At 35.0% G+C, this 22,979-nt stretch carries 14 protein-coding genes; 12 read left to right on the top strand and 2 right to left on the bottom strand.

What is annotated here, in order from left to right:
- Positions 1 to 37: 37 nt before the first annotated feature.
- Together GUB10_RS02120 and GUB10_RS02115 are read right to left on the bottom strand one after the other, a co-directional pair.
- Positions 38 to 604: an XRE family transcriptional regulator gene (locus GUB10_RS02120; protein ID WP_072878274.1), complete on the bottom strand. Its 567-nt coding sequence runs from the start codon at positions 602 to 604 to the stop codon at positions 38 to 40.
- 111 nt (positions 605 to 715) lie between these two features.
- Positions 716 to 2,002: a DUF5690 family protein gene (locus tag GUB10_RS02115; RefSeq protein WP_072878276.1), complete on the bottom strand. Its 1,287-nt coding sequence runs from the start codon at positions 2,000 to 2,002 to the stop codon at positions 716 to 718.
- Positions 2,003 to 2,446: 444 nt separating this feature from the next.
- Here GUB10_RS02115 and GUB10_RS02110 point away from each other — a divergent pair, with 444 nt between their 5' ends.
- From GUB10_RS02110 to GUB10_RS02055, 12 genes are all read left to right on the top strand, one after another.
- On the top strand, positions 2,447 to 4,225 hold the full coding sequence (locus GUB10_RS02110) for an L-fucose isomerase (RefSeq protein WP_072878278.1): 1,779 nt from the start codon (positions 2,447 to 2,449) through the stop codon (positions 4,223 to 4,225).
- Positions 4,226 to 4,243: 18 nt separating this feature from the next.
- Positions 4,244 to 5,905, top strand: coding sequence for a ribulokinase (locus GUB10_RS02105; RefSeq protein ID WP_227740273.1), 1,662 nt, complete (start codon positions 4,244 to 4,246; stop codon positions 5,903 to 5,905).
- A 127-nt stretch (positions 5,906 to 6,032) separates the two neighbouring features.
- On the top strand, positions 6,033 to 7,037 hold the full coding sequence (locus GUB10_RS02100; protein ID WP_072878282.1) for a LacI family DNA-binding transcriptional regulator: 1,005 nt from the start codon (positions 6,033 to 6,035) through the stop codon (positions 7,035 to 7,037).
- 184 nt (positions 7,038 to 7,221) lie between these two features.
- Positions 7,222 to 8,562: an L-fucose:H+ symporter permease gene (gene fucP / locus GUB10_RS02095; protein ID WP_193709770.1), complete on the top strand. Its 1,341-nt coding sequence runs from the start codon at positions 7,222 to 7,224 to the stop codon at positions 8,560 to 8,562.
- Positions 8,563 to 8,681: 119 nt separating this feature from the next.
- Positions 8,682 to 9,857, top strand: a complete 1,176-nt coding sequence (locus GUB10_RS02090) for a DUF6786 family protein (RefSeq protein ID WP_227740272.1) — start codon at positions 8,682 to 8,684, stop codon at positions 9,855 to 9,857.
- A gap of 83 nt (positions 9,858 to 9,940) precedes the next feature.
- Entirely contained in the window at positions 9,941 to 12,142 is a 2,202-nt protein-coding gene (locus GUB10_RS02085; RefSeq protein ID WP_193709768.1) for an alpha-L-fucosidase, read from the top strand.
- Between the two features lie 23 nt (positions 12,143 to 12,165).
- Complete coding sequence (locus tag GUB10_RS02080; RefSeq protein ID WP_072878288.1) at positions 12,166 to 13,164, top strand: hypothetical protein; 999 nt, start codon at positions 12,166 to 12,168, stop codon at positions 13,162 to 13,164.
- Between the two features lie 22 nt (positions 13,165 to 13,186).
- On the top strand, positions 13,187 to 15,802 hold the full coding sequence (locus tag GUB10_RS02075; RefSeq protein WP_072878290.1) for a GH116 family glycosyl-hydrolase: 2,616 nt from the start codon (positions 13,187 to 13,189) through the stop codon (positions 15,800 to 15,802).
- Between the two features lie 5 nt (positions 15,803 to 15,807).
- Positions 15,808 to 16,734: an alkaline phosphatase gene (locus GUB10_RS02070; protein ID WP_227740271.1), complete on the top strand. Its 927-nt coding sequence runs from the start codon at positions 15,808 to 15,810 to the stop codon at positions 16,732 to 16,734.
- A gap of 136 nt (positions 16,735 to 16,870) precedes the next feature.
- Positions 16,871 to 17,749, top strand: coding sequence for a family 43 glycosylhydrolase (locus GUB10_RS02065; RefSeq protein ID WP_193709767.1), 879 nt, complete (start codon positions 16,871 to 16,873; stop codon positions 17,747 to 17,749).
- 49 nt (positions 17,750 to 17,798) lie between these two features.
- Positions 17,799 to 19,427: a beta-N-acetylhexosaminidase gene (locus GUB10_RS02060; RefSeq protein WP_072878294.1), complete on the top strand. Its 1,629-nt coding sequence runs from the start codon at positions 17,799 to 17,801 to the stop codon at positions 19,425 to 19,427.
- Between the two features lie 398 nt (positions 19,428 to 19,825).
- Entirely contained in the window at positions 19,826 to 22,975 is a 3,150-nt protein-coding gene (locus GUB10_RS02055; RefSeq protein ID WP_072878296.1) for a TonB-dependent receptor, read from the top strand.
- Positions 22,976 to 22,979: the final 4 nt, after the last annotated feature.

Here is a 22,979-nt window from a genome sequence, read left to right as displayed (position 1 = left end):
CCTGAAAAGCTCCTGGAGATTTACTTTAGGAGCTTTTTTATATATAGAAATATAAAACTAGCATACTGGATATTTCCTGGCCTAGATTTACGGGGACGTGGGGAATTCGCCCATCAAAAAATAGGGAATCCCCAGCGTTTAAAAACACTTCTTCTTCGCCGATAATATAGGAACAACTCCCACTGATAATATATTTAAATTCAAAAGCCTCAGTAACTACTTTCTGTCTTTTAGAGTTTGGGGAGACTGTCAATATAACTGCTTCAAAACCTAAAGAAGAAAGTTGTTTACTAAAGATATGCCTATAGTGAAAACCTTCGGCTTCATCTTCTTTTTCTATAGTATTATAATCTTTTTCTCTACATAAAATATAACGAGAACCATGGCCCTGGGGCATTCCTAGAAAAAAATCAGTCACATCTATTTCGAGTGCTTTTATGAGATTGAATAGTACTGGTAGAGATGGTATTGTCCTTCCGTTTTCAACCCTGGAGATCAAACCATTGCTCACATCGGCAAGGCAGGCAATATCACTGATAGTCTTTTTTTGCTCTTTACGAATTTCCTTAAGGCGTTTACCTATGCCTATAATAAAATCACTCATAGATGTATTTTATATGCAATTTATATAAAAAAACACACTTGATACCATCACAGCCTTAAAGATGATCTCATTTTAGGTGTCTTTAGAAATAGTAGTGAAAAGGAATGTTCACTAATATTGCAACTGAGCATTTTCCCAGTTGGCTTTACGCTGTGATTTGCGGTTAAAATACCAAACGGTAGCACAAACTATTAATAAAATAGCTGATGCTGTTTGTATGTTTAGGTCAATGAAGAAATCTACCCAAGAATTGTTATAATTAAAAATCTCCTTTACTAATAATACAGTAACGCTGCCCAAATACCCAAGAGCATCAGCCGTATAGAATAGGAAACCAACGTTGCCTTTGTACTGCAATAAGGCAATTAAACGTTCAAATAGGAGACAATGAAATAGGATGTAAGGCAGATAAATTCCAATTCCGGAGCTTATCATCCAGACCATTGGGGAAATCAAATTTTGTTTAAAAAAACTAGTCGCTAGAAGGATTACTATAGCTCCTAAACCGGTAAATAACATTCCGGTATTGAAGGCTAGAGCATTATTTCTAATTAAAATACCCAATGCTGTTATAAGCAATACTATAATGGCTACAGGAATTTCGCTAATTGTTATAAGGCTTGGCTCTTGCGCATAGCCCAATTCCGCCCAAAATTCTACTACAAAATTATCTCTAAAATCCCGTATTATTGTTAACAGTATATAAATGATTACTAACCCAGAGAATCCCCAACCATTTTCTAATAGAAATTTCTTCCTTTTTTTGCGATTCATAGGAACCCTTTTAGATCGTTCGGCAACATCTAATGCGTTTGGTTTTTTTGACTTCTTTAACATCCATACAGCAAGTATAAAAAACGGAAAGAAAAGGAGTCCGGTAACAAAGGGCATATGGTATTCATCTACGTTGTATTTTTGTAATAGTATGACGCCAACAGTCTTTACAAGCCCAGTGGAAAAAATAAACGTTGCACTGAGGGCTGCTGCTAGTAACTCTGTATTTCTGCGACCTTCTAGATATGACATTACGGCGCCAAAGACAATTCCCAAAGGAAGGCCGTTTAAAAAGAGTGCTATAATTTTAAAGTTTGGAGGTAGAACTGCAAAAGCTGCCAACATAGCTAATCCAAAAGAAACTAAAGCTATTAGCCACTGTGTTCTTTTGGTTGGTGACATTTCAGATATTATTTTAATGCCTAAAAACTTGGATAGCATGTATCCCAATACTTGGCTTATGACCATCGCTGTCTTTGGATTTATATCAAAACCTAAACCCAAATCTACATACTGGCCAGCCAAAAAAGATTTTCTAACCGCATACATTCCTGTATAGCACAAAAAAGCAGCTGTCATTATCCATGAAGTGGAAACCCAATCTATTCTATTCGACTTTACCATTGCTAAATACTTATTTGTGTCAGCAAAAGTATTTTCAAGGAGCCTACAGGAGATTAAATCAATGTAAAGTTATCTTTATTATTTCGTATTAGTAAATAAAATTTATAAATAGTAAAAAATACAAAGACCTATTAGATTATATTATTTTAAAAAGCAATGTATTATTAGTTTTTAAAATTAATTTTAAAATAGGGCTGGAGCCATTAGAAAGTATTAAAGTTTAGCTAATTTAGACTCTTAGATTATGATAAAAGCAAAATAGCTTTTATCGATCTCTTCTTATCTTAGGCTTCTTTTATATTTTATTTTATATATTAGCTAAATCAATTTAGCAAATTGCATTTGGATTTTATAACAAAAACTGTGGGAAAATTTAAAAATTAATAAGTGGATTATAAATAGTGTAGGAAATTGTAATTAGATAATTAATTTAAACTTAAATATATGACTTTTAAAACTTTAGTAGGAAATTTACCGAAAATTGGAATACGTCCAGTAATTGATGGCCGATTAGATGGGGTTCGAGAATCCTTGGAAGATACCACTATGAATATGGCTAAAAATGCGGCTAAATTCTTATCGGAAAACTTAATACATGCTGACGGTAGCTCTGTTGAATGTGTTATATCAGATACTTGTATTGGGGGAGTTGCAGAAGCTGCTGCTTCGGCGGACAAATTCGCTAGAGAAGGTGTGGGTGTTAGTCTTACAGTCACACCTTGCTGGTGCTATGGTACAGAAACTATTGATATGGATCCAACTATACCAAAAGCTATTTGGGGTTTCAACGGAACAGAAAGACCAGGTGCCGTATATTTAATGGCAGCGCTAGCCGGCCATAATCAAAAAGGCATTCCGGCATTTAGTATATACGGAAAAGACGTTCAAGATAGTGACGATACTACAATTCCTGAAGATGTTCAAAAAAAATTGTTGCTATTTGGGAAAGCGGGATTGGCTGTGGCTACTATGAAAGGTAAATCATATTTATCTATGGGGTCGGTATCTATGGGAATAGCTGGATCTATTATCGATACTGATTTCTTTGAAAGTTACTTAGGCATGCGCTGCGAAAACATTGATATGTCTGAGTTCATTAGAAGAATCGAAAAAGAAATTTATGACAAAGAAGAATATGAAAGAGCACTGGCATGGACAAAAGCTAATTGTAAGGAAGGCAAAAACTATAATCCATCTGAAAAATTAAAATCTAGAGAAGCACTGGATGAAGATTGGGAGTTTGTCGTTAAAATGGCGTTGATTGGTCGTGATTTAATGATTGGAAATCCTAAGCTTAAAGAAATAGGCTACGCCGAGGAAGCACAAGGCAGGAATGCTATTGCAGCTGGATTCCAGGGGCAACGCCAATGGACGGATTATTTTCCTAATGGTGATTTTATGGAAGCTATTTTAACCTCATCTTTCGACTGGAATGGTATTCGGCAACCTTTTATGCTAGCTACTGAAAACGATAGTCTCAATGGTATTTCTATGTTATTTGGACATTTAATTACGGGGGCTGCACAAATATTTAGTGATGTACGTACTTATTGGAGTCCGGAGTCTGTAAAACGTGTTACAGGGCATACCCTCACCGGTGATGCCGCTAATGGTTTTATACACTTAATTAATTCTGGAGCCTCGGCACTTGATGGAACAGGTCAGCAAACTATAGATGGAAAACCTGCCATGAAACCCTGGTGGGATATTACTGAAAATGAAGTTGAGAAATGTTTAGAAAATACCACTTGGGGGCCTGGTATGTTAGAGTACTTTAGAGGGGGAGGATACTCTTCAACTTTTAAAACAAGAGGTAGTATGCCAGTTACCATGTGCCGTATCAATTTAGTGAAAGGTGTCGGCCCAGTACTGCAAATAGCTGAAGGGGAAACTATTGAGTTGCCAGAAGATGTTCATGATGCATTAAACGAAAGAACAAACCCTACCTGGCCTACAACCTGGTTTGTTCCTAATTTAACCGGAAGCGGACCCTTTAAAGATGTTTATAGTGTAATGGCAAATTGGGGTGCTAACCACGGCGCATTTACATACGGACACATTGGAGCTGATTTAATTACCTTAGCGTCTATGCTACGAATTCCGGTTAATATGCACAATGTTTCTGAAGATAGAATTTTCCGTCCGAGTGCCTGGGCATCATTTGGAATGGAAAAAGAGGGGGCTGATTATAGAGCTTGTAGTACATATGGGTCATTATATTAGTTATTTAAATTGCGGATTATGAGAAATCAGTATGTGATTGGAATAGATTACGGAAGCGATTCTGTGAGAGCTATGGTTGTAAATGCCCTAAACGGCGAAGAAATTGCCATTTCAGAAAAAAAATATACAAGATGGAATAAGGGGTTGTACTGCGACCCCTTAAAAAATAGGTATCGCCAACATCCTTTAGATTATATAGAAGGATTGGAAGAAGTTGTTAGGGATGTCTTAGATAAGTGTGATAAAAATATTATTGAGAATATTACTGGATTGGGATTTGATACTACGGGAAGTACACCTGCTTTAGTTGATAATGAGGGTTTACCTTTAGCGTTAAGAGAGGAATTTTTGGAGAATCCTAACGGGATGTTTGTTTTATGGAAAGATCATACAGCAATAAAAGAAGCGGAAGAAATTAACGATCTAGCTCAGAAATGGAAAATAGATTATACTAAATATGTAGGCGGGATTTATTCTTCTGAATGGGTATGGGCTAAAATGTTGCATGTTCTTAGAGATGATGATTCTATAAGAGAAGAAGCTTTTTCCTGGGTAGAACATTGTGATTGGATGCCAGCTCTTGTTACAGGAAATACCAAACCTCAAGAAATAAAACGAAGTCGTTGTGCCGCAGGGCACAAAGCAATGTGGCATGAAGAGTGGGGTGGGCTTCCTTCTTCAGATTTTTTAGAAACTTTGGATCCGTTGTTGATAGGGTTCAGGGAAAGATTATATAATGATACCTTTACAAGTGATACTATTGTAGGTAATTTATCATCAGAATGGGCCGATAGGTTAGGCTTGAGTCCTAATGTAAAAGTTGGTGTTGGTATTCTCGATGCGCATGCCGGGGCCGTTGGAGGCGAAGTAAAACCTGGTTCGTTGTTAAGAGTTATTGGAACTTCTACTTGCGATATTATGGTGGTTCCCTATAACGAGATTAATAATAATCTAATTCCAGGAATTTGTGGACAAGTTGACGGTTCTGTAATTCCAAATTTTGTTGGCTTAGAAGCCGGACAAAGTGCTTTTGGTGATATTTACGCATGGTTTCGGAGGGTTTTAGCCTGGCCATTATCATTGATGGAAGATAAAAATCAGCAAAAGAGATTAGAAGATGATATAATAGCTCAGCTTTCTGAGGAAGCTGCTAAACTCCCTGTTTCCAAAAATGATGTAATTGCAACTGATTGGTTAAATGGGCGAAGATCTCCAGATGCTGATCAATCTTTAAAAGGTACAATTTCAGGCTTAACATTAGGGACTAATGCACCAATGATCTTTAAAGCTCTTGTAGAGGCAACTGCTTTTGGATCTAAGGCCATTGTAGATAGATTAATCGAAAATGATATAGGAATAAACGAAATAATAACATTAGGTGGGGTTAGCAAAAAATCAGATTTTGTGATGCAAACTTTATCTAATGTGATCAATATACCCATCAAAGTAGCAAAATCTAATGAAACTTGTGCATTAGGCTCTGCTATATTTACTTCTGTTGTAATAGGGGTGCACAATACGGTACAGGAGGCTCAAAAAGCTATGGGAAGTGGTATGGAAAAAGTATATTTACCAGACTCTGAGAAGGCATCTACATATGCTTATAAGTATAAAAAATATCTGGAATTAGGTGTTTCAAAAGTATCCGAAACCAGAGCATGTCAAGATTCGATAATTTAAAATATTTCGCGGCTTATCTCGTTTAAATAATATTTCTATTATATGCTTAGGTCTAATGCTAAGATTTTTATACTTTTCCAATTCATCCTGTAAAATGAAATTATTAAATAGTTAATAAAGCAACCTTGTGAAAAAAGTTAGTCTGGCAGATATATCTAAAGAGTTGGGTGTTTCTAAAACTTTGGTTTCATTCGTTATGAATGGTAGAGCTAAAGAGAAAAGAATCAATGATGAGGTGGCTGAAAAGGTTCTTGCTAAAGCAAAGGAACTAGGTTATAAAGCTGATTACCTGGCTAGAGCTATGCGTACTGGAAAATCCCAAACTATAGGATTAGTGATGGCGGATATATCCAATACATTTTTTTCAAAATTAGCAAGGAGTATTGAAAATGAGGCGGCAGAACACGGATATAATGTGATTTTCGGTAGTTCAGATGAAAATCATCGCAAATCAGGTAAATTAATTGATGTCTTTAAGGATAAACGGGTAGATGGCCTAATTATTTGCCCTACTATAGGAGATATAACTCATATCAAAAAATTGAATAAAGAAAGATATCCATATGTTTTGGTAGATAGATACTTTAATGAAGTCTCTTCTAATCACGTTGTTGTTGATAATTATAATGGTTCGTTTAAAATTGTGGAAGATCAAATTCAAATGGGGAGAAAAAGAATTGCTTTTGTTAATTTTAATGTAGAACTAATTAATATGACAGAACGTTTTAACGGATATATAGATGCTCTAAAATCATATGGATATAAATATGATAGTTCAATTGTAAAAAACGTAAGTTTTAAAAATATTGAAAAGGAGACTTATCTTGCAATGAAGGAATTAATGAAAATCACGCCAAAAATTGATACTATTTATTTTTCAAATAACCGTTTAGCTTTTCTAGGAATAAAATATCTCTTTGAAAATAATACTATAAACTTTAAAAAATTAAAATTAGCTTCATTTGATAATTACGAATTTATGCACTTACTGCAGGTACCAATTAAATTTGGAGTCCAGCCTATAGAAGAGTTGGGGAAATCAGCTGTAGATTCTATTATGAAACAAATAAATGAAGAATCAGGGGGGGTGGAACACGTTAAACTTCCTTTAGATATATCTTTCCTAAATTAATTTTAAGAAATAATTATGAATAAATTTTAATTATTAAAGAAAGAATCGCATTTTAGCTAAATCGATTAAGCAATTATATTGATATTCACCTAAAAATTGAATTTTAAAATTTTAATGAAAATTTAATGAATTTGAATAATGAAATATATCAACACTGAACTGACTTGATTATTAAACTGAAGCAATGGATAAATATAGGGAAGAATATAAGCGTACCTTTAAAGATGAGCAAATTCTGGATTGTAGTAAGGTCCCGGTGGTTACAAAGGATAAAATTATTCCATTTATTCTAATTACTTCATTATTCGCTTTATGGGGATTTGCTAATGATATTACTAATCCAATGGTTTCTGCATTTAAAAAAGTTATGGAATTAGATAATTTTAAAGCATCTTTAGTGCAACTTGCATTTTACGGAGGATATGGAACCATGGCATTACCGGCTGCAATTTTTATAAAAAAATATTCTTATAAGAAAGGTATCTTAACAGGTTTAGCTCTTTATGCAATTGGAGCACTATTATTTTATCCCGCAGCAGTATATCAGGAATATTTTTACTTTTTACTAGCCTTATATATTTTAACCTTTGGCCTGGCCTTTTTGGAGACGACGGCCAACCCCTATATTTTAGCAATGGGAGATGAACGAACTTCAACCCGACGTTTAAACCTAGCGCAAGCTTTTAATCCTATTGGTGCTCTTGCTGGACTTTATGTTGCTCAGACTTTTGTTTTAGGAGCTTTGCAATCTGACGATGTAAATTTTTTAGCATTAAGTGATGAAGCTAAATCTTTGATTAAAACATCTGATTTGTTAGTGATAAGGGATCCATATGTAGGTTTGGGCGTTTTTGTATTGTTAATGTTAGTGATTATTGCTTTTGTGAAAATGCCTGAATACAATGAAAATAAAAAATCTAATGTTTGGAGTGGGATAAAAAGGTTGTTTAAAAAAGAGCGCTTTGTTGGCGGGGTGATAGCACAAACATTTTATGTGGGAGCACAAATAATGTGTTGGACCTATATTTATCAATATGCAGAAGTTTTAGGAATTAACAATCAAACTACAGTTTATTATGCTATGTCTGCTTTAGGTGTATTTTTAGGAGGACGTTGGATTTGTACATTTCTATTAAAGTATATCAACTCAGCTAAACTACTTTTTTTTCTATCCTTGGGAGCTATGGTTTTTACTCTTGGAGCTATATTTATAAAGGGAATGGGGGGCTTATATAGTTTAGTAGCTGTTTCATTCTGTATGTCTTTAATGTTTCCAACAATATACGGAATCGCCTTAATGGGTTTAGGTGATGATGCTAAATACGGTTCAGCATTTTTAGTAATGGCAATCGTAGGTGGTGCAATAATGCCATCATTGCAAGGGTTAATTTTAGATATTGGTGGTCCCGGGTACAATGACGTTGCGATTTTAGGGGTCCCTGAAGTGAATTTCTCTTTTATTTTACCATTAATCTGCTATTTGATAGTTGCCTTATATGGATACAGAGCAATAAATTACAAATGAACATAGAGGACTATTCTTGAAATCGAGTTTCAGTTATGAGAAATAAATTAAAATATATAAGTATATCCGTAATTGTTTTGATAGTAACAGTTTCGTGTAAAAATAACACTGATAAAAAGATGGAAAAAGCAACAGAAGATGAGGTTGTATTGGAAAAAGGAACTTTTGGGTATGATAAAGCTTTCCTTAAAAAGCACCTGAAAAACACAATTGTCTTAGGAAATAATGACGGAAAAGCAAGCATTATAGTTTCTCCGGAACTGCAAGGCAGGGTGATGACCAGTACATTAAATGGACAGAAAGGAATGAGTTTTGGCTGGATAAACTACGATTTGATAAGTTCAAAAAAGAAATTAGAACATTTCAATCCTACCGGTGGTGAAGAACGTTTTTGGTTGGGGCCTGAAGGCGGACAATTTTCAATTTATTTTGATAAAGATAAAAAGTTTGAGTTTGAAAACTGGTATGTGCCTGGTGCATTAGATACCGAATCATTTAATGTGAGTAAGCGTAATGAAAATAGTGTTTCTTTTGAAAAAGAAATGGAATTAACCAACTATTCAGAAACCCAATTTAATTTAAAAGTAAATAGAACGGTTTCTCTTTTAACAAAAAAGGATGTTATAAAGAACTTAGACTTATCCAACGATCAATTCACTGTTGTTGCTTACGAAACACAAAATGCTATTACCAATGTTGGAGATAAAGAATGGAATAAAAATACCGGATTATTATCAATATGGCTTTTATGCATGATGACACCATCAGATGAAGTTACTGTGGTAGCTCCTATACTTGAAGGCAATGAAGAAGAAAAAGGAGTAAAAGTAAATGATAATTATTTTGGTGAGGTAGCTAAAGACAGACTTAAAAGCAAAGAACAGCATGTTTTTTTTAAAGCAGACGGGAAAAGCCGAGGTAAAATTGGAATAACACCGCTGCGTGCCACTGGATATATTGGTAGTTATGATGCCCAAAATGGAATACTAACCATATTACAAATAAAAACTCCTAAAGCAACTGATAGGTATGTGAATTCAGCCTGGGAAATACAGGATGATCCATATTCTGGAGATGTTTTAAATTCTTACAATGATGGTCCCTTGGAAGATGGAACTCAAATGGGACCATTTTACGAATTAGAGAGTTCTTCTCCTGCTTTAACTTTAGCGTCTGGTGAAAGTTACAATCACACACAAAGAATGTATCATTTTAAGGCTTCCAAAGAGATTTTAGACGAACTATCGAAAGAGCTTTTAAAAATCTCTATTCAGGATATTGAAATGGTTTTCTGAAATTTCAATGCGAATGCTTTTCAAGTAAAATACAAGAAAAAAAAACTAATTAAGAAATAGAGTAATCTTTTAATCCAGAAATTATGATTAATAAAATTTTAGCTAGTCTAATAGGTGTGCTATTGCACACAGCAATTTTTGCACAAGGGCAGCGTACAATTAAAATAGAGCCTAATGATACTAAAGAGGATATTATAGAAAAAGCAGCTTGGGTAGTTCCTACTGCCAACCAATATGCTTATAAAAAATTAGAGTTTACGTGTTTTGTTCACTTTGGAGTAAATACTTTTACTGGAAAAGAATGGGGTGATGGGTTCGAAGATCCCAAAGTTTTTAATCTTCAAAATTTAGATACAGATCAATGGTGTCGTGCTGCAAAAGATGCAGGAATGAAACTGGTAATGTTTACTGCCAAACATCATGATGGATTTGTATTATGGCAATCTCGTTATACCAAACATGGAGTTATGTCCTCTCCTTATAAAAACGGTAAGGGAGATGTGTTGAAAGAACTTGCAGCATCCTGCAAAAAATACGGATTGAAATTGGGAGTTTATCTTTCTCCAGCCGATTTGTACCAAATAGAAAATAAAGACGGACTTTATGGAAATTTGAGCAAACGGACTGAGCGAATTATACCAAGGCCTGTTAAAAATAGACCTTTTAAAAACAAAACCACTTTTAAGTTTAAAGTAGATGATTATAACGAATATTTTTTGAATCAGCTTTTCGAACTCTTAACAGAATACGGTCCTATTCACGAAGTTTGGTTTGATGGAGCGCATCCAAAACGAAAGGGAGGTCAAAAGTATAACTACCTGGCTTGGAAAGAACTAATACAAACCCTAGCACCCAATGCTGTAATTTTTGGAAAAGAAGATGTTCGCTGGTGCGGTAATGAATCTGGGGCTACGCGCGAATCAGAATGGGATGTAGTCACATTTGACCAGAACCCTCATAAAATGAACCTTTTTCCTGACATGCATGGTGACCTTGGTAGCAGAGAAAAACTTTTTGATGCTAAATATCTACACTATTTGCCTGGCGAAACAGATACGTCTATAAGAGAAGGCTGGTTCTATAGAGATGAAGATCAAAAAGTGAGAAGTGCAGATGACGTATTCGATATTTATGAACGTTCTGTAGGTGGTAACTCTACTTTCCTACTAAATATTCCACCTAATAAAGAGGGTAGATTTTCCAAAGAAGATGTTAGAGTACTTAAAGAGGTTGGTGAAAGAATTAGAGAAACTTATAATAATAATTTGCTAGTTGGAGCTCAAGGTGAAAGTGCAATTCTTGATTCGAATGAAGACACTTATGTTTTAGGTGAAGACGGTAAAGGAGTTTATATAATTACTTTACCTAAGCCCATTACTTTGAATCGCTTCTTGTTGCAAGAAGCTATACAAACTCATGGGCAACGGGTTGAAGAACATGTATTAGATGCCTGGGTAGATAATAAATGGCAGGAAGTAGCAGAAGGCACTACTATAGGTTATAAAAAAATACTGAGATTTCCAGAAGTGACTACCAATAAATTAAGGGTGAGAATTTTGAAATCTCGTTTAAGTCCTTCTTTATCAAATGTCTCTGCCCATTATTTTAAACCTCGTCCTCCACAATTAGTAATTGAACGTAATCTTAATGGTAAAGTCACCATTAGCCCTAAAAAAAGTGATTTTGATTGGAAAACCGACGGGATTGATGTTAATAAAAGTATTTCAAAAAATGTGATTATCAGATATACTACTAATGGTGAAATACCGAATGAAAATTCACAAATATTTTCCGATCCTTTTTTCTTGAAATCTGGATACGTAAAAGCCAAGTCATTTGAAAAAGAACAAACAGGAGGTTTGGCAGAAAGAGAATTTGGCTTGATTAAAAAGGATTGGGACGTTAAAGGAACTTATGATAGTGAAAAAAATATCCCAGAGAATGCTATTGATGCTGATGTAAAAACCTACTGGAATTCTGGAAGTGGAGAACCGGAATTAACCATCGATTTAAAAGAAAATAAAACGATTCGAGGTTTTATTTACACTCCGCCATTAAATTTTAAAAAAGGCTTGATTGAAAAGGGAGTTATAAAAATAAGTAAAAACGGAACATCCTGGAAAACAGTCAGAACTTTTGACCTTGGTAATCTGATTAATGATCCTAAAGCACGTAAAGTTCTTTTTGATGAACCAGTAAAGGCAAGATATGTTAAAATTGTCTCTATTAGAGGAGCCGGAGGAAGCTCATCGGCAACCATTGCTGAAATAGATATTTTAGAATAAGAATTTAGTTGAAAGAAATAATTATGTTAAGATTGAATATCATTATAGTTATATGCGCCTTTTTTGGAACAATATCTTGTCAAACCAATCAGAAGAGATTAGATACTCCCAAAAAAAACATTTTAGAAGATGCAGAAATTCCTTATTTAAAAGGAGAAAGTCAACAAATTTTTGATCCAAAACCTTCACCAGATTTTGACGAAAATAAGTGGTTTACAAATGATCATTGTTTTGTGGTTGATAAAAAAGGAAAGCTTCACTGGTTTGGAATTAATAATCCTTTTCCTCCTGAAGGAAAAGACTTGTATAGATATCATCCTTATTTAGGACATCTAACCTCAAATAGTGCGACCAAAAATTGGAAACGAGAACCTTTTGCAATTAATGAAATTGAGGGTACCGAGTATATTGGGGCTCCGTTTGTTGTTTGGCATGAAGAATCTAATAGATGGGTGATGGTGGTTGAACAATGGAGGGAAAAAAGACAGTTAGAAGTCTATTGGTCAACAGATCTTGTAAATTGGGAAGAAACAAAAACACCCATTTTGCCAAATAAATTGTGGGTGGGAACAAGAGACCCACATATTATGAAAGGACCTGACGGGAAATACTGGATTCATGTTGTAGCAACCGGTAATGAAGGTATGAAACAATCACAGGTGTTGAGAATTCGTACTAAGGACTTTGTAAATTTTGAAAACCCCGAAACGATTCTTGGAATTGATGATAATGAATGGGCTACATTGATTGAATCTCCTTTTTTGATTGAAAGAAATGGATTATGGTATTTGTTTTTTACCTATGCACATAGGCGATATGCCGAGACCCTGGTAATTGTTTCGGATAATCCTGATCATTTTGACTACAAAAAAAATGTCTTAACAACTATGTTTGGTCATGCAGCCGAAATAATTAGTTATAAAGGGAAAGAATATATTACTTCCTGCGGCCCTGAAGATGCACATTACTTGAATACCCATGGAGTCACTATGGCTGAATTAGGATGGTTGAATCAAAAATAATTTTAAAGAAAAAAATATAAGCATGAACAGATTGATAACATTACTATTATTGGTGCTCCTTTCTTCACAAATAATAGCACAATCAAATACAAATGAAACAGTAGATGGTTCTAAAAAAGACTTAAAGTATATAGGTATGCCTGTTGGTGGAATTTCTGCTGGTCAGGTTTATTTAGGAGGTGATGGGCAACTTTGGTACTGGGATATATTTAATATATCTAAAATTAGCCCGGGAAACGAAGGAGGGCATCGTTATTATCTTAATCCATTAGTACAGGATAATAATTTTGAGAATGGTTTTGGTATAACAATCAATGACAATGGGTTTGAATATAAAAGACCCCTAAATAAACAGGGATTTTCTAATATTTCTTTTCAAGGAGAGTACCCTATAGGAAAAGTTACCTATAATGACCCCCAATTGCCGGTAGAAATTAAATTGAATGCTTATACTCCATTTATCCCAACAGATGCAGATAATTCTGGTTTGCCGATGATAGTAATGGAATATACCGTTATTAACGAGGGTAACACAAATATTGATGTCTCTATAAATGGATGGTTACAGAACACAGCAGGTTATTGGAGTGCTCAAAAACAGGTTCTAAATGGGCAACACCAAAATAAGATCATAAGTACTGGAAATTACACGAGGCTGATATGCGAGAGTTCAAATTTAGATTCGAATACATTTCCAGATGCTGGAAACATGAGTTTAACACTGGTAGGAGAAGGTATTGGAAACGCTGGTGTTAGTAAACCAAAAGGAGCTTATGTTTATGAAGTACCGGAAGAAAAACCTCAGGCTACTATAGATATTGGGCAAAAACTTGTAGGAAGTGTCTCTTCTACTGTAAATCTAAAGCCTGGTGAACAAAAAACATTTACTTTTCATTTAAGTTGGTACTTTCCCAATGTACACCTTTGGGATGGAGGACATCATTGGACTAATAAAGAAGATTTAAGACATTATTATAGTAGTAAATTTGAGAATTCGGCTGCAGTTTCAGAGTATGTAATTAACAGGCCAGAACTATTAAAAATTACAAAAAACTGGAATAAAACATGGTATAACTCTAGTTTGCCAAAGTGGTTTTTAGATCGAACATTTGCCAATGTAAGTACCTTGGCAACGACTGCTACAGTGCGGTTTGACGATTTGAAAGATCGCAAAGAAAGCGAAGGAAGATTTTATACCTATGAGGGGGTGTATTTAGGAGAAGGGACTTGTACTCATGTATTTCATTATGAACAGGCAATGGGGCGTGTTTTTCCAAATTTAGCCCAAAACTTAAGAGAACAAGTTGATCTTGGTTTGTCTTTTCAAAACAACGGTATCATTTCCTATAGAGGCGAGTTTAGTGATATGGGACGGCATGATGGTCGAGGGTTTGCCATTGATGGACATGCCGGAACTGTTATGCGAATTTATAGAGAACACCTGATGTCCTCAGACGATGAATTTTTAAAGAGAAACTGGAAAAAGATTAAAAAATCTATTCAGGTAATGATAAACCAGGATATGGAGAAAACCGGAAAAGCTGACGGTATCTTGGAAGGCCCGCAATACAATACTTTAGATCGAACCTGGTATGGGAAAATAAGCTGGATAAGTGGTTTATATGCAGCTTCTCTAAAAGCAGGAAAACAAATGGCATTGGATATGAAGGATGTGCAATTTGCTAAGACTTGTGATAAATTAGCTAAGAGAAGTTTTAAAAATATTTCTAAAGAATTATTCAATGGAGAATATTTTATTCAAAAAAATGACTCTGATCATCCTGAAGCACCAAATACGAATATAGGTTGTCATACAGATCAACTATTAGGGCAATATTGGTCTACTCAAACTGGACTGGGGGATATTTTGCCTGAGGAGAAAGTAAAAACAGCTTTGAAATCTATTATGAAATATAACTTTGTGGATAATTATGGAGAATATCTTTCTGAAGCCGATATTCCGGTACAACGTTACTACGCCGATAAGGATGAAGCAGGGGTAGTGATGGCATCCTTTCCTAAAGGAGGAACCGATTTAGCTCCCGGAATCATTGAAAATGAATGGGAAAAATTAGTGGTAGGCTATTTTAGCGAAATTTGGACAGGACAGGAACATCAATTGGCGGCCACCCTTATTTCCGAAGGCTTAGTAGAAGAAGGATTAAAGGTAGTGAAAGCAATCCACGACCGCTATACAGCTAAAAGAAGAAATCCATATAATGAAATCGAATACGGTAATCATTATACCAGGGCCATGAGTGGTTATGCACCGTTTATCGCGGTTTCCGGGTTTAAATATCACGGTCCAAAAGGAATTATCGGATTTGCACCGAAACTGAATAAAGAGAAATTTAAATCTGCATTTATAACAGCGCAAGGATGGGGGAGTTTTAGTCAAAATATATCAGGCTCCTCTCAAGAGGTTGAGTTAATGTTGAATTACGGGAAATTAAACCTGAATCAAATAAATGTACAAATTCCTAAAGGGAAAAGAGTTTCTAAACTAAGAGTAGCATTAAATGGCAATCCCATTGAAATAAAGGATTCCAAATTAAAACATAACCAATTAAATGTCAAAATTCATTCCAGAAGTTTGCATAAGGGAGATGTTTTAGAAGCAATACTAACCTTAAAATAGGAAAGATGGTTTTTAGATCTAAAATTGTTTTGGTCATTCTTGCCGGTTTAATCACCATGGTTAATATGGCTTGCGGTAATAAAGAAAAGGCTATTAAAAGTAGAGAGCCTTTAATTAAACATGTTATCTTGGTAGGTGCCGATGGATTGGGTAGCTATGCTTTCGACAAGGCAGAAATACCTAACCTAAGAAAAATGATGAAGGAAGGAGCATATTCTTTAAAAACTAGAGCCGTATTACCTTCTTCCAGTGCGGTGAATTGGGCTTCTATGATTATGGGGTCAGGTCCTGAACTTCATGGATTTACGGAATGGGGAAGTAAGAAACCAGAGCTACCTTCCGCTGTACTGGGGCCAAGCGGATTATATCCTACTATTTTTAGTGTTATAGATCAACAAATGCCCAAGGCTAAAATGGGGGTGTCCTATAGTTGGTCCGGCATAAAATATCTTTTTGAAAATGAATTAGTTGATCTAAATTATAATGGAGAAACAGAAGAGAAAACTATGCAGAATGGAATTGATTTTATAGTTAGAGAAAAGCCGGCATTTACCTTTATACATTTGGATGAGCCTGATCATACCGGTCATAGCATTGGACACGATACCCCTGAGTATTACAAAGCTGTCGGTCGTGTAGACAAATTAGTAGGAGACCTGTTAGAAGCCTTGGAAAAGGAAAATTTAATGGACAATACAATTATTATTTTCACGGCAGACCATGGTGGGATAAACAAAGGGCATGGAGGAAAAACTCTCTTGGAAACGCAGATTCCATGGATTGCTTATGGAAAGGGAATTTCAGGAAAAGGCAAACTTAAAAATACAATTGTCACCTATGATACAGCAGCTACCATTGCACATCTGTTAGGGTTAAATATCCCCGATTTCTGGCGTGGAAAACCGGTAACCGAAATTTTAAATCATAATTAATTAGTTTCAAAAAAATATCATGAAAGTTCTTTTAAAATTAGTATCAATTGCAATGGTTTTAGGTTTATCTCTTATACCTTTAGGATGCCATCAAAATTCCAAAAAAACAGAGACAACTAAGGAAACTACTTTCAGGGTGGAAACACCTGAAATTTCAGGAGAGTGGCAACATATTTTTAATCCAAATGATACCCGTTCCGAAATTGATACTACTTGGTATACGAATGATCATAGTTTTGCTAAAGGACCAGATGGCAAATGGCATGCCTATGGTATAATTGGTCATAAACCTATTAATCCATGGACTGGAGAAAACAAACTTTTTCATATAAGTGCTGACAGTATTTCTCAATTAACGTGGGAGGATCACGATTATGCCCTTAAAGCAAAACCTGGAGTAGAACGAGTACTTTGGGCTCCACATATATACCAGGAAGATGATAAAAGTCATATGTTTTATAATATAGGGAATTTACAGGAAAAGGCGCCATACTATGCTAGTTGGGGACAATTGTGTATGGCAGAATCTGACGATATGTTCAATTGGAAAAGGCATGAGTTTAACCCCTTGTTCAGTGATCCGGGACACGCAAGAGATTCCTTTGTTTTTAAGGATAATGGGATATATTATTTTTATTATACCCGGACATTTAATGAAGTCGATACTCGTTCTTCTGTAGCAGTGCGAACCAGTCCTGATTTAAAACATTGGAGTGGACCAAAAATTGTACATACCCAACCATATGAGGCTGATTGGGCGGGGGATGCTGAAAGTCCTTTTATAGTAAAAAGAAATGGATTGTATTATCTATTCGTATGTCGCGCACTTACCGATTATAACGAAACACATGTATATTGGTCTAAGGATCCTTTAAACTTTCCTATAGAGAACTTAGTTACCTCTTTACCTTTACATGCTCCTGAAGTAATTAAAGTAAACGAAAGCGAATGGTATATTTCCAATACCGGTTGGGATAAAAAAGGACTGTATTTAGCGAAAATGAAATGGAAATAAGCATAATAATGAGATTAATTAAGAATTTGAAAATGTTCAAAACGCCGTTATGAGAAAAATAAGTATCTTTTTTTTAGTTGCTCTATTTGTGAATACGTGCCTCGTGGCGCAGCATATAAATGTGATTCCTCAACCTTTATCTGTTCAAAAGGGAAAAGGAAATTTTAATTTAAATCAAAATACTTCTATAGCTGCAGATGAATTAAACCAAAACAATGTTGCTTATCTTCAAAGTATACTACATACCGTATTTAAAAAGAGTTTGAAGGTTAACAGGAAAAGGGTAAACGTTATTAATCTAAAGGTAGATTCAAGCCTGCTGGAAGAATTAGGCTCAGAGGGTTATTATTTAGAAGTTAATAAGAAGAATATCTCCATAAAAGGGGCAACTGACACAGGCGTCTTCTATGGAATTCAAACCTTACGACAACTTATTCCTTTAAATGTAGAGAAAGGTTTAAAAGCCTTGTCAATTCCAATGCTAAAGATTAAAGATAAACCCCGTTTTAGCTGGAGAGCTTTCATGTTGGATGAAGCACGATATTTTAAAGGTACCAAAGAGGTAAAAAAAATACTTGATCAAATGGCTTTACTTAAAATGAATGTTTTTCATTGGCACCTTACAGACGATCAAGGTTGGCGTATACAAATAAAAAAATATCCTAAATTAACGGAAGTTGGTTCTTACAGAAGTAATAGCCAAATTGGGGGTTGGGATAGTGAAGAAAGATCGGGAGAAATACATAAGGGGTATTATACTCAAGATCAAATTCGAGATATTATAGCTTATGCTTCCGAAAGAAATATAACGATTGTTCCGGAAATTGAAATGCCAGGACATGCTTCTGCAGCAATTGCGGCATATCCCTGGTTAGGGACAATTGGCGAGTTGAAAGAGGTTCCGGTAGTTTTTGGTAAACTTCCGGACTCCTATAATGTGGCTGATCCAAGAGTTTATGAATTTATAGAAAACGTGCTCCAAGAAGTTATGGAGCTTTTTCCTGGAAAAGTTATTCATATTGGCGGAGATGAAGTAAAGTTTGGTGCATGGAAAAACTCTATAGAAGTTCAGAGGTTTATGAAAGAGAATGGATTAAAAACTCCAGCAGATTTTCAAATTTTCTTCACTAATAGGATATCTAATTTTATCGATAAAAGCGGGCATAGAATGATGGGATGGAATGAGATACTTGGAGGTAATGTACATGAATGGCAAAAGGCTGATGATGTTAAAGTACAGGAAAAATTGGCAGAGAGTGCTATAATTCATTTTTGGAAAGGTAGTACAGATTTAATAATACAAGCGGTAACCAACGGTTACGACATAGTAAATTCACATCACGTGTATACATATTTAGATTATTCTTACAAGTATATTCCCATTGAAAAAGCTTATGAATTTGACCCAATACCTGAGAAGCTGGATAATGAATATCATGCTAAGGTTCTAGGTATGGGGTGCCAAATGTGGGGAGAATGGATTCCTGATACAGAAGATATGGAAAGTATGATTTTCCCACGCTTAGCCGCATATGCTGAAGTTGGGTGGACTAAGAAAAATAGAAAGAATTATAACGCTTTTCGCAGTAATTTAAATTCAATGTTACAACGTTGGGAACTTGAAGGAATAAAATATTCCGGAAAATTTGAGGAAAAGGATTTTGTTGAAAGTAATTAACAGAGACTATATTTTTTAACACTTGAAAAAAGTTGTTAATGGGGGTAATTAGGGGGCAGACTTTCAGAGTCTGCCCCTTTCTTTTTATAAGTTCTAATAAGTTAACCAAATATAGTTTTTCTCTTATTCACTGTACTGCAATATCGCTAAACTAATTTTTTTCTTAAATAAGTTTGTTTTTCTAAAAAAATTGTTAAATTAGCTAAAAGCATTTAGCAAATATGAAAAAAAAAAGATTTTTTTCAGTAAAAGCTAAAACGATTTAGCAACTAAATTTTTAATTTATGAATAAAAACCAATTAATCGAAAACAAAAAAAAGAACCTGGTAAATAGAAGTAATTTGAATGTTTACGCTAGGGCTTAGCTTACTCAACTCTAACCATTAAAAAATTAAATTATGATAAAAAAATTATGTTCGTCTTATGGACAATATAGACTATCAATTACCATGGGGTGTTTACTAGCTTTTTTTGGAAGTATGCAATTATATGCTGTATCTAAAATTGATTCGTCCAGAGATTTTGTAGATAAAATTATTCAGAAGGCTATTAATGGTCAAGTAACAGATCAAAATGGAATGTCTTTACCTGGGGTGAATGTTCAGGTTAAAGGAAAAGAAACCGTGGTTGTTACTGACTTTGATGGAAATTACAGCATTTCAGCTGTAACAGGTGATGTTTTAGTCTTCTCTTTTATAGGAATGAAAACTACTGAAAAAAAGGTAGGTGATTTGGATATAATGAATATTACTTTAGAAGAAGATACTAGCGAACTGGATGAAGTAGTAGTTGTCGGTTATGGAACCAAAGCTAAAACTTCTGTAACAGGGGCTGTTGAGGTAATTACAGCTGAAGAAATAGCAAGCAGGCCATCAAATAATGTGCTTTCCACTTTACAAGGTATGGTGCCTGGTGCTACAATAACAAGGTCTGGGGGGCAACCTGGTCGGGAAGGTCTAAATATTAATCTTAGAGGTATTTCGTCTGTAAATGGAGGTAATTCTCCCTTGATCCTTGTTGATGGAAATCCAGTTAATGATTTTAATACAATTAATCCAAAAGATATTAAAAGTATGTCATTCCTGAAGGATGCCTCTGCAGCAATATATGGTTCTAGGGCTGCTGGTGGAGTTGTTTTAATCACAACTAAATCTGGAAAGAAAGGAAAACCATCGGTAAGCTTGAATGCTTTTAGCGGGATTTCTAGTGTTTTAAATAAAATAGAGTACCCTACAATGATACAATATGCTTTAATGCATAGAGAAGCCGATATTAATAATGGTGTCTCACCCTTTTGGAATGATGAAAGAATAGAGCGTATTGAACAGGGCTCATCACCTGTTAGGTTAGAGGGCTCCCCTGAATTTCAGTTTTTTGAAAGTACCGATTGGGTAGATGAGCTTTATGGTACTGGAATACAACAGGATTATAACTTAAGCATTAATGGTGGAGGGGATAATTCTAATTATTATTATTCTGTAGGATATAATAAAACCGACGGTATGTTGGAAGGCGCTCCAGATGTAGCTGAACGTTTCAATATTAGGGGTAATTATTCATTTAATATATCTGATAATTTGAAAATTGATACCAGATTAACTTTTGAAAGATTGCAAACCGAAGAACTTTATTCGCTAGAGCGAGTAGTGAATTCAGTACGCTTAACACCCATTTTTTTTCCAGTAAAGACGCAAAGTGGAGAAAATTGGTTTTCTCAATGGGGGTACTCTAACCCTGTTGCTATGGCCAGAGAAGGAGCTCCATTGGAACGTTGGACTAATAGATTCCTACCCAATTTAACAATAGATTGGGAGTTTTTAAATAACCTTAAAGTCGTAGCACAAGCGGGATTGACATTCGAAAATTTCGACTCAAGACGAATTACAACACCAATTTCATATCACTTTTGGGACGATAAATTTGCCTATAATGAGTATGCTACTTTTCCAAATAATGCGAATTATGGATTTAGTAAAACTAATCAACGTAATTATTCTGCTCGTTTGGAATATAATAATACTTTCAATGATATACATGAACTGAGTGTTATGGCCGGTGCTACGCATGATGAGTATGATACTAGCAGTTTTAGTGCTTACCGTGATAATTTTATATCCGATGAGTTGTTTACGCTAAATTTGGGGGACAAAGAAAATATGTCTAATAATGGTGGCGGTTATCATTGGGCTTTACAATCATTAATTTCTCGTTTAAATTATAATTACAAGGGGAAATACTTTGCAGAAGCAAACTTTCGCTACGATGGTTCATCAAGGTTTATTGAAGATCAAAGATGGAAACTATTTAGTTCAGTACAAGCTGCTTGGCGATTGTCTGAAGAGAGCTTTATTAAATCTTTAGACTTTTTTGATAATTTAAAATTAAGGGTGTCGTATGGAGAGCTGGGTAACCAGTCAGGAATTGGCCTATACGACTATGTCCAGAATATCAATATTGGAGGACAGTATCCTTTTGGTGATACGCAGCGAGCTCAATCGGCAACCTTGGCTGGTATGGTTTCAACAAATAGAACCTGGGAGACCTTAATAGCGAGAAATATTGGAGTTGACGCTAATATTTTTGATAACCGTATGAATGTTTCTTTCGATTATTATAAAAAAACCAATAAAAATATGCTGGTTGGGGTTACTTTACCATCAGTTTTGGGAGCTACACCTCCATTTACAAACAATGGAGAATTGGATTCCTGGGGATGGGAACTTAGCTTAGGATGGCAGGATCAAATTAATGATTTTCAATATGGTGCTAATTTGGTATTAAGTAATAGTGATAACAAGGTAACAAATTTAGGAGGCTTTGATAATTATGCTGCTGGTTTGAATGGAGTTCGAGAAGGCTATAGAACTAATCTTTATTACGGATTTGATTTTGATGGAATTATTCAAGACCAGGCAACCTTAGATGCTTATAAACAGCTTGATGGTGTTCCCGCTAATATTGATATTGGAGATGCAATGTATAGGGATGTGGATGGTAATGGAAGAATAGATGCATATAGCGATGAGCGGGAAAATGGAGATTTAGTTATTCTTGGAACAACAGATCCTCAATATTCTTTTGGAATAAACATGAATGCAAAATATAAGGGTTTTGATTTTAGCGCCTTTCTGCAAGGCGTAGGTAAGCGAACCGTATTTAGGGAACATGAAGCAAGAGTACCATTCAATCAGCCTTGGTATCATCCACCTGCGCTATTTTACAATAATACATGGGCTCCGGAGCGTCCAGATGCTAAATATCCAAGAATATCGCACAGTAATATTAGAGATTGGAATTTTGCGCACTCTTCTAACAACAAAGAAAATGGTGCTTATATAAGGTTGAAAAATATTCAATTAGGTTATAGTTTATCAGATAAGGTTCTGGAAAGTATTGGGGGAATTCAAAATCTGAGAGTCTATGTAAGTGCTAACGATATTTGGGATTATCATGAACTTCCAGGGGGATACGATCCCGAAGATAATTCCTGGGGTAGTAATTATCCTTTTGCAAAGACTATGGCAGTTGGCTTAGATGTAACATTTTAAAAAT

The sequence above is a fragment of the Salegentibacter sp. BLCTC genome (genome assembly GCF_015143665.1).
Classification (GTDB): domain Bacteria; phylum Bacteroidota; class Bacteroidia; order Flavobacteriales; family Flavobacteriaceae; genus Salegentibacter; species Salegentibacter maritimus.
This window is presented reverse-complemented; position numbering and strand designations above follow the sequence as displayed.

What these genes read in the sequence shown, in the direction of transcription:
- GUB10_RS02055 (WP_072878296.1), top strand. Translation starts at nt 19,826, where the DNA reads ATGATAAAAAAATTATGTTCGTCTTATGGACAATATAGACTATCAATT.
- GUB10_RS02090 (WP_227740272.1), top strand. Translation starts at nt 8,682, where the DNA reads ATGGAAAAAGCAACAGAAGATGAGGTTGTATTGGAAAAAGGAACTTTT.
- GUB10_RS02075 (WP_072878290.1), top strand. Translation starts at nt 13,187, where the DNA reads ATGAACAGATTGATAACATTACTATTATTGGTGCTCCTTTCTTCACAA.
- GUB10_RS02080 (WP_072878288.1), top strand. Translation starts at nt 12,166, where the DNA reads ATGTTAAGATTGAATATCATTATAGTTATATGCGCCTTTTTTGGAACA.
- GUB10_RS02105 (WP_227740273.1), top strand. Translation starts at nt 4,244, where the DNA reads ATGAGAAATCAGTATGTGATTGGAATAGATTACGGAAGCGATTCTGTG.
- GUB10_RS02060 (WP_072878294.1), top strand. Translation starts at nt 17,799, where the DNA reads ATGAGAAAAATAAGTATCTTTTTTTTAGTTGCTCTATTTGTGAATACG.
- GUB10_RS02110 (WP_072878278.1), top strand. Translation starts at nt 2,447, where the DNA reads ATGACTTTTAAAACTTTAGTAGGAAATTTACCGAAAATTGGAATACGT.
- GUB10_RS02070 (WP_227740271.1), top strand. Translation starts at nt 15,808, where the DNA reads ATGGTTTTTAGATCTAAAATTGTTTTGGTCATTCTTGCCGGTTTAATC.
- fucP (WP_193709770.1), top strand. Translation starts at nt 7,222, where the DNA reads ATGGATAAATATAGGGAAGAATATAAGCGTACCTTTAAAGATGAGCAA.
- GUB10_RS02085 (WP_193709768.1), top strand. Translation starts at nt 9,941, where the DNA reads ATGATTAATAAAATTTTAGCTAGTCTAATAGGTGTGCTATTGCACACA.
- GUB10_RS02120 (WP_072878274.1), bottom strand. Translation starts at nt 604, where the DNA reads ATGAGTGATTTTATTATAGGCATAGGTAAACGCCTTAAGGAAATTCGT.
- GUB10_RS02115 (WP_072878276.1), bottom strand. Translation starts at nt 2,002, where the DNA reads ATGGTAAAGTCGAATAGAATAGATTGGGTTTCCACTTCATGGATAATG.